Annotated in this window: 11 protein-coding genes; 2 read left to right on the top strand and 9 right to left on the bottom strand. The window is 39.2% G+C overall.

The annotated features are described in order from the left end of the window. The 4 genes from ACRYLU_RS03945 to rimP all read right to left on the bottom strand — a co-directional run bounded on the left by ACRYLU_RS03945 (position 1) and on the right by rimP (position 2,586). A complete protein-coding gene (locus ACRYLU_RS03945) occupies positions 1-306 on the bottom strand; it encodes a YlxQ-related RNA-binding protein (protein ID WP_003132491.1) in 306 nt (101 codons plus the stop codon). Between the two features lie 2 nt (positions 307-308). Further along, positions 309-635 carry an RNase P modulator RnpM gene (rnpM, locus tag ACRYLU_RS03940; protein WP_003132489.1) on the bottom strand — a complete coding sequence of 109 codons (327 nt, stop codon included), beginning with the start codon at positions 633-635 and terminating at the stop codon, positions 309-311. 165 nt (positions 636-800) lie between these two features. Continuing rightward, positions 801-1,949, bottom strand: a complete 1,149-nt coding sequence (gene nusA / locus ACRYLU_RS03935; RefSeq protein WP_015426082.1) for a transcription termination factor NusA — start codon at positions 1,947-1,949, stop codon at positions 801-803. A gap of 163 nt (positions 1,950-2,112) precedes the next feature. Next, a complete protein-coding gene (rimP, locus tag ACRYLU_RS03930; protein WP_445081260.1) occupies positions 2,113-2,586 on the bottom strand; it encodes a ribosome maturation factor RimP in 474 nt (157 codons plus the stop codon). A 272-nt stretch (positions 2,587-2,858) separates the two neighbouring features. Here rimP and ACRYLU_RS03925 point away from each other — a divergent pair, with 272 nt between their 5' ends. Further along, on the top strand, positions 2,859-3,263 hold the full coding sequence (locus ACRYLU_RS03925) for a CidA/LrgA family protein (protein WP_038599921.1): 405 nt from the start codon (positions 2,859-2,861) through the stop codon (positions 3,261-3,263). A gap of 18 nt (positions 3,264-3,281) precedes the next feature. After that, positions 3,282-3,980: an LrgB family protein gene (locus tag ACRYLU_RS03920; RefSeq protein ID WP_003132485.1), complete on the top strand. Its 699-nt coding sequence runs from the start codon at positions 3,282-3,284 to the stop codon at positions 3,978-3,980. 70 nt (positions 3,981-4,050) lie between these two features. On the opposite strand, the gene ACRYLU_RS03915 is transcribed toward ACRYLU_RS03920, so the two are convergent. The 5 genes from ACRYLU_RS03915 to ACRYLU_RS03895 all read right to left on the bottom strand — a co-directional run bounded on the left by ACRYLU_RS03915 (position 4,051) and on the right by ACRYLU_RS03895 (position 15,092). Next, complete coding sequence (locus ACRYLU_RS03915) at positions 4,051-4,776, bottom strand: pilin N-terminal domain-containing protein (protein ID WP_445081259.1); 726 nt, start codon at positions 4,774-4,776, stop codon at positions 4,051-4,053. Then, complete coding sequence (locus ACRYLU_RS03910) at positions 4,763-6,058, bottom strand: class C sortase (RefSeq protein ID WP_038599913.1); 1,296 nt, start codon at positions 6,056-6,058, stop codon at positions 4,763-4,765. Before ACRYLU_RS03910 ends, ACRYLU_RS03915 begins: the two co-directional genes overlap by 14 nt. Before the next feature lie 64 nt (positions 6,059-6,122). Continuing rightward, on the bottom strand, positions 6,123-7,967 hold the full coding sequence (locus ACRYLU_RS03905) for a SpaH/EbpB family LPXTG-anchored major pilin (protein WP_445081258.1): 1,845 nt from the start codon (positions 7,965-7,967) through the stop codon (positions 6,123-6,125). Positions 7,968-8,074: 107 nt separating this feature from the next. After that, positions 8,075-11,659 (bottom strand): KxYKxGKxW signal peptide domain-containing protein, encoded by a 3,585-nt coding sequence (locus ACRYLU_RS03900; protein ID WP_445081257.1) that lies wholly within the window; start codon positions 11,657-11,659, stop codon positions 8,075-8,077. A gap of 403 nt (positions 11,660-12,062) precedes the next feature. Continuing rightward, positions 12,063-15,092, bottom strand: coding sequence for a WxL domain-containing protein (locus ACRYLU_RS03895; RefSeq protein ID WP_445081256.1), 3,030 nt, complete (start codon positions 15,090-15,092; stop codon positions 12,063-12,065). Between the last annotated feature and the right edge of the window lies 1 nt (position 15,093).

The following is a 15,093-nucleotide window of genomic DNA, read 5'->3' as shown; positions in this document are numbered from 1 at the left end:
TCAATTGTTCATGAGGCTCTCCATTTTCTTTGCAAATCCATCGTCCACAAGTGCAATAACCTTGCGATTTTGTCCTATGGCGTGCGATAATTCTATTTCTGTAAAGAGTGTTGAGACAGCAATCTCATAATAATTTGATTTATCAGTAATTCTTTTACTCAAATTTGCTGCGGCATCATTGGCAAGAAAAACTAATGTAGCTTTACTGCTTTGAATTGATTTAATCACCAATTCTTCACCACTAATAATTTTTCCAGCTCGTTTTGCAATTCCTAGTAAATTTGAAATTTGTTGTTTTTTATCCATCTTTAGTCGTAGTCCGGCGCTAAATCAGCGGAATAGGTTGCAGATTCAAGTTCTCGTCGAGCAACAAGGTGTTCAACATAAGTGATTAACTCATCATAGAACTCATCAGCAATTTTAGTTTGAAAAGCTCGGTCAAAAACACGTTTTTTCTTAGCTTCTCTTGCTTCTTTATTCAAAATAGCAATATAAGCTCCGCGTCCATGTGCTTTACCAGAAGGGTCAATTGAAATTTCTCCCTCTTTATTATAAGCAATCCGTAACAAATCCTTTTTGGGAAATTGTTCATTCGAGACTAAAGATTTTCTCATTGGAGTTTTTTTCTGTTTCATCGAAAATCCTCAAAATTTCTGTTGAAAAAATGACTGACAGCCAATTTCTTGACCACTAGAATATCAGCCATTTTACTGACAGACCTATAAAAAAGAAATTTTCAGCACCTTTATGCTTTTTCTAAAATATTATTTTCTGTCAGTAAATTTTCAAGCTTTTAAAATTTATTCTTCACTTTCGCTAACTTCAGGTGTTTCAACAACTTCTTCAACTACAAGAGTTTCGTCAACTTCAGTTGTTGGAATTTCTTCCCCATCTTCACCCACGAATTCATAATCATCCAGATTGAATTCATCAGCCGCTTTAATATCAATTTTACTGTTTGTAACGTGTGCAGCAAGACGAACATTTTGACCACGTTTACCAATGGCAAGTGACAATTGGTCACGCGCAACAACTGCTAAACTTGAACCATCAGCAGTAATCAAAACTTGTTCAATACGAGCAGGTTTTAAAGCATTGGCAACAAGTGTTGCTTTATCTTCTGACCATTCAATGATATCCATTTTTTCACCCGCAAGCTCGCGAATGATTCCTTGGATACGTGAACCTTTAGCCCCAACCATTGTACCAATTGCATCAACATTTTCATCATGACTTTGAACGATGACTTTAGCACGGTCACCAGCATCACGAGCAATTGATTTGATTTCAACAGTTCCATCAAAAACTTCAGGAATTTCTTTTTCAAACATACGTTTGAGCATATCAGGCGCAGTACGTGAAATGAAGACACGAGTTCCTTTTGGAGTCAAGACAACATCAGTAACATAAACTTTCACACGATCTCCCACATGGAAGTTTTCTTGTGGAATTTGGTCTTTCTTAGTCAAAAGCGCATCAACACGGCCAAGATTTACATAAACGGCACGAGCATCAACTTTTTCAACAGTTCCTTGGATGATTTCATCTTTGTAACGGCTATATTCGTTATAAATAATTGTGCGTTCTTCTTCACGCATTTTTTGCATGATAACTTGTTTAGCAGCTCCAGCAGCAGTACGAGCAAAATCTTTTGGTTTTTCTTCAAACATAATTTTGTCGCCAATTTCATAGTGAGGATTTAATTCATGCGCATCCTCAAGTGAAATTTCAAGACGACTGTCGAAAACTTCATCCACGACTTCACGAGTCGAATAAACATTGAAGTTTCCTTTCTTTTCGTCAAAGATAACTTTAACATTTTGTGCTTGACCATATTGACGCTTATAAGCTGCTGTGATAGCTTGCTCAATCGCTTCAATAACAATCTCAGATTTGATTCCTTTTTGCTCTTCTAACATTGCAAAGGCGTTCAGCATTTCTTTGCTCATTTTTTTCTCTCTTTCTTTTTATAAGAAAATTTCATTTTTAATATAAGCTAAGTTCGACTACCTTGAATCAAGGAAGTTTTACATTTCGCCTAACTCAAGGAAATCGAACTCAGCTTCTAATTATTGATTCTCTTTAGAAAAATCAATAAATCCTGTCATATCTTTAAAATTTAATCATCGTTTGTGCTTTTGCAACAGCAGATAAAGGAATTTCAATATTTTTATGACGGGTCTTATCCAAGACATCTACCACTAAAGTTTCTCCATCAAAGCTTACCAAATCACCAGTAATTTCTTTTTCATTATTGATTTTTTGATAAAGTTTAACGAAAATATACTCACCAACTGCACCTGCAAAATGCTCAGCTTTACGCAAAGGACGTTCAGCTCCTGGACTTGCAACCTCTAGTAGATAACCTTCTGTTGGAAACGGGTCTGGACTAATGGTATCAAGCAAAGGTGAAATGATTTCACTCAACTCAGCCGTCTCATCAATTTCGATTCCGCCTTCTTTATCCACCAGAATTGAAAGCATCATATCTCCACCAAATTTTTCCCATTCAACTGCAAACAGTTCAAAAGGTTGAGGAATATGAGGTCTAATGAAATCTTCTACAATTTTAACAACATCATTCATAGGCAATTCTCCTTTCATAAAATACAAAGTTAAAGTCAACTTCTATTTTAAAAACACAAGAGAAGGAGCGCCCTTACGAACGCTCCTTTCTAATAGTTTATTTATACTTATTATAGCACGTTTCAAGTAAAAGTCAAGCACACATTTTAAATTTTTTATTAAGCCATTTTCATTAGTCTAAAGCCAGTTTTTCCTTGAAAAAGCCTATCTCGAAGAGTACAATAAAAATTGTTGTAAAAATTATCCGTAATTAACTTAGGGAGTTAACAAATATGAAAATTTACCTGCAATTATTAATCATTTTTGGCTTTTCTTTTATTGGAAATGTCATTTCAAACGTCTTTCGTTTACCAGTTCCAGGCTCTATTCTAGGAATGATACTACTTTTCCTCGCATTACAATTCAAAATTCTTGAATTTCGTCATGTTGATGAAGCCGGCAGCTTTCTTATCAATAATATGACCATTTTATTTTTGCCAGCCGGTGTTGGAATTATGGCCAAATGGAATTTGATTAGCCACTTTTGGGCACAAATCCTCTTGATTGTTGTTGGAGCACTCATTATAAATATGCTCATCTTAGGAAAATTAGTTGAATGGATTAAAGTTAAATTTGAAGGCGATTATGTCGCTTTAAACCCAGATACTACCGTCACTTCTTCCACTGAAGACCAATAATTTGGAGCATATAAAATCATGAATATTATCACTACCGACCCTCTCTTTGGCTTTGTCCTTACCGTTCTTGTCTTTATGATTGGAGTACGAATTAATGAAAACTTTCGTAAACCTTGGACAAATCCACTTCTCTTTGCGACTGTCGTAATAATCCTAATTCTCTCACTAGCTCATATCCCTTATAAAAACTATTATATCGGAGGTTCAATTATCAATGATCTTATTGGACCTAGTACCGTTGCTCTCGGAATTCCGCTCTATAAAACTTTCCACTTGATGAAGCATCACGCGCGCTCAATTGTTAGCTCAATTGCTATTGCGGCTCTAGTCAACTGTATTTTCACCGCCCTTTGTGCTAAGTTTTTCAGCCTTAGTAAACTCGCTTCTCTTTCAATTTTCCCTAAATCAGTAACCACTGCAATGGCTATGGGAATTTCAGATAAAATGCATGGTGTTGAACAAATTACCGTTGTTGTCGTTGTTGCTACAGGAATCCTCACAAGCGTGCTAGGTGGCCCTCTTTTAAAACTCTTTAGAATTACTGACCCAGTTGCTCAAGGGATTGCCCTCGGAGGAACTGGACATGCTGTCGGAACCGGAACAGCGATTGAACTTGGAAAAACCCAAGGTGCAATGGCAGCTCTTAGTATCGGAGTGACTGGTATTATGTATGTGATATTTGCTCCAATCATTGCCAAAATCATTCTTGGCTATTAAAAAACTCCTAAATAAAAAAGGTTGAACACTTAATTGTCCAACCTTATTTATTTAGCTAAATTTAATCATTTTATTTAACTTCTTCTTCTTTTTTTCTGCGTTTTTTTAAGCAGATAATCATCAGAAATAAGACAAAACCATAAGAAGTTAATAAAAGAGGACTAGCTACACCAGTTTTTGGTAATAATCCAAAAACTTTTTTTGATGAATCATCCTTACTTTTAGGAGCTTTAGGAACTTCAATTGGTTTAGGAGCAGGCTTAGGTTTGTTTGGAGGTCCGGTTTTTTCCTTATCAACACTAGATTTAGGATAAATATAAACCTCATTTAATCCTGAAACTGGAGCCTTGATTACCAAAGGTAAAGCTGCTTTCAGCAAACCTTTCTGAGGGTTAGTTTGTTCTTCAATCAAATAATAACCATCAGACACAGATAAACTAGCTACTCCATTAGAGTCAGTCGCCAAATCAGCAACCTCTTTTAAAACTGTATAACTTGATGGCGGTGGATTTGTTGCCTTAAGTTCTGAACCATCCCCGGTAGGTGAAATTTCATAAACTAAATAATGAATTCCAGAAAGAACTGACAGTTCGTTTCCTAAATTATCCAAGGGGAGGTTATTAATCTGTAGTCCATCATTTGTCGTCTGATTCTCGCTAAAGCCTGTCGCTCCAGGGCTTAGCCCATATTTTACAATAATTAAGCGACTATCAGCAAAAACTTTTTGACTGACAAGTCCCAAAAACAAAAGCAAAGTGACTATTAAGAACCCCATTAACTTGCTACTTTTTGTCAATTATCCCTCCCCCTTTCTTTAATTTATTAATATTCAAGCATTTAATATACTTTATATATCCCAATGCTTCTTCTGTTTTCAAAACATACTGCATTATTTTCTTATCACTAGTAAAAGCAGGGCCTACGACAAGCGCATGTTTTTCATCACCATAACCTTGTTTCTCATTAATATAATTTTGCCAGTTTTCCGTTTTATCTTTAAATATCCAGCGGGACAACTTTTTAATTCTTTTTAATCGATAAACATTTAAGAAAAGCTCTTCTGAGTTCAGCTTTTCTTTTTGAGCAAATTCATCTAACCACTGAAACGCTAGTTTCTTAGAATCAGTTAAATAAAAACCTTCACCAAAATCTCCTACCAATTGTCCATCAGAAAGAACAGGTTTTTCAATTTTTCTAGCAGCAACATGATATAAGTTCCGCTTTCTCCCAAAGAGTAACCATAAAAGATAGACTAATCCAAGAAACATTAAGAAAGCAGACCCAAACATCACCCAAAAATTATAACCAAACTGATTGCGTTGAATATCTTCTTGTGGCGTAACCTTTGATAATGCTGTTCTTTCACCAGTAACTAGTAATCTTTTGTTATTAATTCCTGTTGGATAACAAGTGACTAAAGTCACCAAATCTCGTCCTTTTTCAATACTCAAAGATGAAACTTGATTGGGAGCAACGATGCGAATGTCATTAATCTTGTACTTTAGAGTGAGATTCAAAACATGAAGATAAAAGATATCACCATTTTTGAGTTTATCTAGATTAGTAAATAAAGTATCATTCACTCGCCCAGAATGAGCAGGTAAGACAGCATGACTATTGATTCCTCCAATTGGCAAAGAGGATTGAGGCACATGTCCAACCCCCAGTCCCAAAATTTTTTCAGAATCTCCATGATAGATTGGAATATCATTAACTTTAATCTGAGGAATCGTGATGAACCCCATCATTCCCGTAGAATCAATTTTTAAGACATTGTTATAGTTAGGAATTGGCTTATTCCAAGCAATATGCTGACTTGCATCATAGATATATTCATTGTAAAGTTGTGCGTTATAAAGCTGTGCTTGACTAAGCAATTCCTTTACTTTAGCACTTCCTATATTTGAAAGATTTTCATCGTATTTCTGAACAGATTTGATATTTTGCTGTCCTGCCAAATAGTTAACAACAATCGGGTAGAACAACAATCCAATAGCAATTATCCCAAGAATAATACTCAGTAAATTTCGGAAACTGAAGCCCTTTTTACGGGAGGTTTTTGGTTTTTTCTTTGCCATCATCCCCTCCTAATCTACAATATCAATTTGGATAGTTTACCACTTCCATTAAAGATAAAGTTTTTTATTTCACAACTTCTTCTTCGTTATCTTTACGACGTTTAATAGCAAAAGCAATCACCCCTGAAACAGTTGCAATAGCAATGATTCCCGCTAAACCTTGTCCACCTGTAAATGGTAATGCAAATGGTTTATTATTGGTAATTGTAGTATCAGTAGCAGCTGGTGCTGTGCTTGCGGTGACGGCACCAGTCAGGTTAGCTGCTGTAGTAACACTAGGAAGTTGATAACCTGTTGGAGCGGCAACTTCGACAAGATAGTAATTCGTTGTGTTACTGCCATTTGTGTTATCATCAACCAAGTTCAAACCATTGAAAGTTGCAGTACCATCAAGCCCAGTTGTAAATGTGACAGGAGTGGTCGCACTTGTATTTGCATTACCCTCAGTATCCCCAGTTACAAATCCTGCATTGCTCCCAGCAAGACTTGTGACCGTTCCACCAGCTGCTGAGTTATTAAAGTAAGCAGCATTTGCTTCAACAAAGGCTTGAGCATCCTCTTTATTATCAGCACGTACAACAGTGAATGTAGCACCTGCTAAAGGAGCATTAGAATTCACATCCTCTTTAGTCATTGCCACACCACCCACATTAAGTGTTGATTTAACTGCTGTCGTCGTTGAAAGATCTGCTCCATAAGCGTTAGTGATTGTCGTGGTGGCTGAATCTGTCGCACTACCAATGGCGCTTTTAACCGTTGATGGAATGATAATATTCAAAGCACCATCTGCGTTGCCAAGCAAGCTTGCTGCGTGTTGTTGACCAGCCATTGTCAAAGTAACCACGATTTTTCCATTGCCATCGTTTGTGATTGTATAGTCAGTTGTCGGAGTCAAGGTACCTACTTTTGTTCCACTTCCATTTGTAACATTCACAATCACCGTACTTGCTATTACTGTCGAGCTGTTGACCAGATTATTAGGCAATTGGTCGGTAACAATATATGTACCTGTAACTCCTGTAGTCCCGTTTCCGTTGTTCGTTTGTGAAGAATCAAAAACTGTATTCACATTCCAATTCACTGTATTTCCAGCTGCCGCAGTTGTCGTATTTTGATTATCAGCCCCATTCGTCCATATTCCATTAGCCAGATTTTCGTTACCAGCATTACCATCCACATTTGTGAGCGTTTGGTCAGAATTTCCCGTCACATTTGGATTAGCAATTTGATTTGGTGTTTGACCATTGAAATTATCATCCGCATTTGTTGTCGCACTCGTTCCTAAACCTGCTGAACTTGACATATCTAGTTTTGGATAAACGTTAACAATACCCGCTTGGCTATCTTCGTGGCTGACTTGGACGATAAAATCTCCAACAGTTGTAATCCCATTGACTGTTGTCACTTGATGAAACAGATAATAACCATCGGTCAATCCAGTGAAATCAGCAAGACCAGATGCATCTGTAGTGACTGGGGCCACAGAAGTTGTATCTGTAAATGAAGGATCAGTCACACCAGTCGGAACACCTGTCCCTACATATTTTGTTGCTGAAAAGGTCACATTTGCCATTGTGCTTGGAGTTGAGCCTTCAAGAGTTGTTTGTTGGCTACCATCATTTTTGGTACTCTCAGTATTTCCTGCTTGTCCTCCCGTTTGATTATTAGCAATCCCACTATCATTGACAGGATTTCCATCGGAATCTACAGCTCCGTTATTTTGTGTTGCACTCTGATTCCCAGCTGCTGATTGGGCATAGATGGCCACTTCACCATTGGACACTTGGTCGGTGACATTTGTTGTTTTGGCATTTACATTTAATAGTCCACTAAAACCAGCAAGTGTACTAAGGGCAAGAATGTTGATACTTGCCAGTGCAATTTTTTTATTAAGTGAATTAAGTTTCATTTGTTTTTCTCCATTTTTATTTGATTGATTTACTCTTTTTAAAGCTAATCCTACTTTGTTCTCAAGTCTAAAAATTGATTAAGTAGAATTTTCTCCTATTTTATTATTCAACATGATTTCCCCTTTCGCTGTAACTGCGCCAGATGAGCACGATTTTTTGTGTGAAATAGTTTTTGATAAGGTCGCGTTCTCCGATTTTGTTGAAAAGTCTTTGATTTATTTCTCTCAGTCTTTCGTAATGCCACTGAATTATCAACTTTTAAAAGACTCTCTTCTTCTGACTTTTTACGTTTTCTAAGAAAGACTCCTCCCATTCCAGTAAGCGCAGCTAAGCTCACGACTCCAGCAATTCCTTCTCCACCTGTAAAGGGTAAGCTAAAAGGTTCTGCAACATTAATTGTATCTGATACAGTCGCCGTGCCCCCACTAGCATAACTATAAGTCACACTGATAGTATAAATTCCTTGATGAAGTTTTCCCTGAGCAATCGTCACATTTCCTTGATTATCAAGTTCAATATCGTTTGCTGTAATATCAACTGTCTTACTATTACCTTCATAGTCTGTATAACTGATATTCGTTACACTTTCGCTAGTTGGTGTAAGAGAACCATTAAGACCAAGATTGAGTGTATTCGTCAAGTTTGCAGAACCAATAAGTGGTACACTTGTTGTCGTTCCATTAATGAGATTAACGTAAGCAAGAGCTGTTGTTTGCGTCCCATTGATTGGGTCGGTATATTGATAGGTCACCTGATAGAGTCCCGCAGGCTGACTAGACAATTGACTAGCTTGAAGATTAGCACCCGTTCCCACGTTAGTAAGATTAGAAATCGTCATTTTAATTGCTGCCGCAGCTGAACCATCACTATTGGTCGAACTTGATTGAAGGGCAGCTGTCAAAAGCGCAGAAATACTTGGATTCGTACTCGGCATATTCCCCACTGTGTAGGTCAAATTATTGACATTAACTGTCGCGGGGATGGGCTGATAAAGAACAACAAACTGGTCTATTGATGCATTGGTTGTCGTATTTGTTGTGAAATTATTTGCATTGGGTGGAAAATTATAATAAGCGTTATTTCCAGCAAGAGCCACTTCCATTGAGCTAAAGTTTGTCGTCGCGGTCATTCCCGATGTTGTAATTCCGGTTGTTTGACTAATATCGCCCGTATTATTACTATGACGAACACTTACAATTTTATATCCCGGAATAGCAAGTGTCGCATTTGTAGTTGGAAACTTGTTGGTTCCACTGACTCCCTGCATGCTAGAGTATGCTTGTCCTTGGGAAGCAATAAATTGTGTCGGAGCGTTCACCGTATTTGATGTCGGAGCGGTTGTCGTTAATCCGGTTCCCGTGTACATCTTATAGGTATTCGAACCGCTTGTGACTCCCAAAGTTGTTGTTCCAGTCGCTGTCGTCGTTTCCAATAATACCTTTGGTTGAGCAGCATTTGTCGCAACTACACCATTTGTCGATGTCGTCCCTGCTGCATTTGACATTTTCCAAATACTATCAGTATAAGCAGTTGTTGAAGGAGTTAAATCAAGTGTTCCATCAGATTTATAGTGAGCTCCTGAAAAAGGGGCTAGATAAAACTGAATCGTATTATTGCTTTGGCTAGTAGCGGTAAAAGTAGCTCCTCCAGAGCTATAAGATGTAAAAGCTTGAGGAATCTGTCCTGCATAGCTATAACCCACAATATAGTATCCTGATGGCGCTGTATATGTAAGAGGATTTGTATTTGTTGTTGACTTAATTGTCACCGAAGAGGTAAGCACATTTGCACCCGCAGTGGTGGATAAACTTGTTCCTCTGGCAATCGTAATGATATCCCCAACATTTGCCGTAACTGTCGCTGTCGTCCCTGTGCCATTCAAAGTCAGATTTCCTGTTGGTCCAGCAATTCCAGCTGTATTGGTAAAACCAGGTGTCCCATCAACAAAAGTAAAGCTCCCTGCAATATTGGCAGGATTTGCTGTTAAAGTCACAGTATAATTATTGTTGGTACTCGTCGCTGAAACCGTCGGATTAGCAGCTGTGAAAGCGGCTAGTGTTGCAGCTGTTGTCGCTCCTATATAGGTTGCAGTCCCGTTGCTAATTGATGTGATATTGTAGCCTGCAGGGACGGCGTTTGTAAGAGTTGTTGCATAATTGGATAGCGAAGTCGTGTTTGAGAATGGATTGTCGGTTACAACCGATGTATCCGTTGTTACACCTGTTCCTGCTGCACCGTATGCAAGATTGGTTGGAAGAATTGCAAGTGTTGTTCCCGAAGCTTTCGCCCAGTTGAATGAAACGGTTTGCTGACTGGGTGTATAGCTCACATTTATTGCATTTGGGTTAATCGTTCCTACAAGAAAGTTCTGAACAGTAACAGGGGAACTCACACTCGTTGTAGTACTTGACACGGTTTGATAACCATTAGGTGCTGCTGGAATTGTGTAATCATAAGTGTCTGCTGGATTAGTGGTAGCTCCAGGAAGAATAGCTCCGATGGTATCACCGACATTAGCATTAATCGTACTTGCTGTCATATTAGAAATTGGCTGATTCGTGAGCTTATTCAGATAATTAACTGGAACATTCGCAGTCCCTTTAGTACCAGTGATTGTCGCTCCATTCAAAGAAACGGATAAGTTTCCAGTATTTCCTCCTGTAGATGCAACAAAACCAACTGTAAGTGCATTGGGCAGATTAGTCGTAGTAGAGATTGTATACGTCTTTGGACTACCACCAATACCTGCTACACCGCCATAATTATTAGAAGTGGTTAAAGAAAAAGTCAAAGTTCCGTGAGTGTAACCTGCTGGTGCTGTCGTATTATCCGGTGCCCAAGAAATCTTGATTGGTTCAGAAACAGCGCCAATCGTACCGACCGCTGTATCATCTGCCGCTTGCATCCAAGCTTGTCCATTGCTATTATTCGTTGTGCCACTAGGATAATTTGCTTGGATTAATTGTCCCGAGGAATCTGTCTGACGTATTGCAATGACGTTTCCCCCTCCGTCACTCCAACCATTAGAAACAGTCCCATCAGGGCCATTAAAAACAACTGAACCAGAAGTCGATGCGGATAAATTGGAATAAAGGTCTCGCCCTATAAAGATGGTGTTTGCTAAACCTTCGATGCCAAGACCAGCCCCTGTTGAATTTGCATTTTGAACATTGGCTTGAAGGAGGTTTTGAGAGACACCAGTCAGGATAATTCCTAATGAATCACCCGTATTTTGAAAGTTTCCGGTTGTTCCTGGGTCAACTTTAATAGTTGTTGAAAGTGAAAAGGCTGTCGCTGATGAAACAGTAGAAACTGCACCATTATAAATACCAATTCCAACACTTGGTTTCGTATTTGATACGAGATTAAGCCAATTTCCAGCTACACTAGGCTTAGGACTTCCATACAATGTATAGTTATTAGCATTGGCAAACTCTGTTCCGCTGTAAGTCCCACCACCTGTATTATAAGTTTGTCCTGCTACCAATGTCCCCAACGAAGTCGTTGCTGCTTGGGCTTTCTCAATTTTTGGTAGAAAAGCTAAATTTCCAACAGGAAGAATTGATGTTACCGTGAGTGATAGAGCTGTGGCACCATATAGCCATTTTTTTCCTGATTTCCAAGTACGAAAGCGAGTTGTTTTTACTTGATGACTGGTTATATATCCTTTTTGATGCTTAGAATGGTACATGGATTTTATTCCTCACTTTCTTTATTCATTTGTACCTCTTGATTTAAAAAGAGGGTTTTAAGAATATAATTTTCAATTGATTATCTTGCTATTATTTTAACATTGCATTTTTGTTTCATCAAGTTAAACGAAAGCAAAGTATTTAATGTAATCAAAATCTTTCTCGCTATGTAACAATCTATCTAAACTTGAAAAACTAATAATTTTTATAAAAAGACTTTTGATAAAAGCTTATAAAAGCTTGTATTATTTAGAATAAAATAAAAAAAAAAAAAAACGTTTAGTTTTACGAACGGTTTATATATGACAAATTATAACGTAATTTATTTGTAATCATCTTTTTAACCAAAAAACCTGTGAGAAGTCTCACAGGTTTTATCAACGTTCTAAGTGTAGGCTTTGATTATGGTGCTGTGGTCAGCGTCCATGTCAGCTGTCCTTGGTAGTCCGCTTGTCTTTGCAAGCTTTCTGGTGCTTGCAATTGAAAGGCACTACTGTTTTTAGAGACAACTGTTGTCACTTCGCCTGTGCTTGGATTACTGTGTGTTTGAACCACCAATGGTTGATCCGTCAAAGTGCTGTTGTTAAAACTCATCAATCCACTAAAAGTTTGGCTGATTTTACCGCTCACGTCTTGTAAAGGTGATGTTTCTGCCACTGACAAAGTCCATGGCGATAAGTTTGCGCTACTTCTGGTGTCTGTCACTTCCACGGCTTGATCAAGATTTCCCGTCAGGTTTTGTGTCGCCCCCGAGATGGGATGTGTCCCAAAATCAATCGTGTCTGGTGCAGACAACTCAAGAGTTCCCGCATCAACCAAGTGGACGGTATAGTCATTGGCACCATCATAGCTAGCAACATTTTCTCCACCAGGAAGGACATATTTGGTTCCGTTCATCGCATTGACCATCGCCGAAGCACTGCCATCTGGACTCGCAGAGTAGACCGTTCCGTCAGGCGCGGTCACAGAACCAACGATGTAGGACGAGCCAGCCAAAGCGGTATTGACTGCTGTATCACTCTTAGTAATGAGTGAAGGTGAAATTGTCGCATTCGTTTTTTGCGTGCTAAGCGTTGACTGATCAGGAACAGTCGCATTAGGATCATCATCAACAACATACTTGACATTTATCTTTTGGCTTATTGGAGAAATCATTACATTTATATCGTTACTTGAATCTATAAAGCTCATATGTGCCCAATCACTTACTCCACTTTGAGCGGCAAATATATCAAGTTTTGCTTGTGCAGAAACATCACCTGGAGCATCTGAATTCAGACCTTCAGCTGAGTAATAAACTTGATAAGTATAGTAGCCCGGTGTCAAAGCGTTATTTATGTTACTAGCTTCAAAAGGATAGTGTGCACCAAACTGACCGCTCATTGCATAATCACTCGGTAGGTCTGGTGGTCGTTTTCCAGCAATTTCTGGATTGTCTGAGGGCAAACCAGATTCGTCAACACCGGGGCTGATTTCAGGATTGTAAAGGAAATGCACCGTTCCACTTTCCATCTTCGCATAGGTCACAAGGATAGCATTTGTCCCGCCATTCATGTTCGGATGGTCACTTTGGAGCTGAGTCCAACCTGCTTGCCCTGAGTAAGTCGCCCAAGTGTTGTCCACATTTTGATAGTAGATTTTGTCAATGACGTAACCTGTCGGTGTCGTAAGACTTGGATAAGTATAAGCATTGTCTGTAATACCACTGACATTGATTGGTACACTTGAGTTCAGACCACTCGTATCAGTCCCAGACACTTGAGTCCCAAGACCAGGATTTACTCCTGCCCAACCGATACTGTCAGTGCTTGAAGCAAAACCACTAAAGTCCGCACCACCTAAAGTCTTCAATTGACTATCGGTCAGAGTATATGAACCGGGTGATCCAGCACTCAAAGCTTGATAGATGTGTGAAGTGATACTTTTAGGGGTATAGTAGATATTGATTTCATTTGGATTGTTAGCACCTTCCGCATCATAGTTGATCATTGTCAATCCGCCCGTACTATTGGTCGAGTCGTTCGGATCCTTCGTTGAGTCAACATCTCCTGAAAGTACTCCATTCGCATCAAAACTTCCTCCAAAAGTGACTTTGCTTTGTGCGGTGTAGCCAGTCGGTACTGCTGGCGCACTATATGTGTACTTTCCGGGCAGACCAGCCACTGAGCCAGCCACCCCAATCGCCAAACGGTCACCGACATTCGCAGTGATGGTAGAAGCTGGATAAGCGGCAATCTTTTTACCTGTCGTCGCATTGATATAGTTGACTTGGGCATTTGTTGTTCCACGATATCCTGTAATATTTGAAGTATTGTTTGAGAACGAGATGTTTCCGTAGTTACTCCCTGTCCCACCAACAACCCCAATAGACATTGAGCGAGGTAAAACGAGCTTTTGAGACACTGTTGCAGAACCTGCTCCAGTATTGATAGATCCATCAGAATTACAAGCTTGCGCCACATAAGTCAAAGTCCCTGAAATTGTCGCCGTTGTTACCCCTGCGCTATCAGGAGTCCAGGTCATTGTGACCTTTTCATCTTCTGTCTGCTTCCCAAGAGTCCCTTGTAAAATTTCAGCAGCTGAACCTGCTGAATAGTAAGATTTTCCTCCCCATTTATCGATGGGATATTTCGAACCATTATTGTAAGTGCCTACAGGGTCTGGAATCAGGTTTCCAGCGCCCTGATCATAAAGCGTGCCGGGTGTCGCAAGGATTTGGTTATTCTTACTATCATAAGTCGTTCGAATGACCGTCGCATAGATTGGTGATGGAGATTGCCCAAACCACTGGTTTGCTCCGTCAATATCTTGTGTGGGGTCATCTGCAAGACCTGATGAAGCATTATAATACAAGTCACGTCCAACAAAGACTGAACCTGGAAGTCCACCAATCCCAAGCCCTGCACCCGTTGGGAAATTAACCGGTCGATTATTCGAAGAGGGTTTACTAGAGTTCGCATTGATTTGAGCTTTGTTTGTTGGCGTCAGTATAAAACCAACCGCATCTCCTGCCAGATTAAAATCATTACCGGCTGCTGGATTAATGATTTGTGTTCTGAACATCCCAGAGATTGACGTTGTTTGACTCATATCCATGGATGCATTAAAAATCCCATATCCTGCTTGGTTTTTCTTGTTTTGAGTCAGATTAAACCAGTTTCCGGAGATTTGCGTTGTTCCTAAAGCTGACCACTTAGAACTGTCTCTTACGACATTGGTAAGACTAGAATCAGACCAATTATGTGCGCCCGTATCGTAATTATCGTAAACGGTCGGTTGGAGCGCTTGACCGCCAGTGCTTGGTGCTTGAGTTGTCGCATAGACAGTTTGAGCTGAAAATACACTTAGAGTTGGCAACAAGGTACTTACTAAAAGTAAGGCATTTGCGCCAAGATTTGTTGATTTTTTAAGTAAGTTTTTGACATTTGCCATT

The sequence above is a fragment of the Lactococcus sp. KTH0-1S genome, assembly GCF_052544945.1.
Note: the sequence above shows the minus strand (reverse complement) of the source record. Positions and strands in the feature narration are given on the sequence as shown.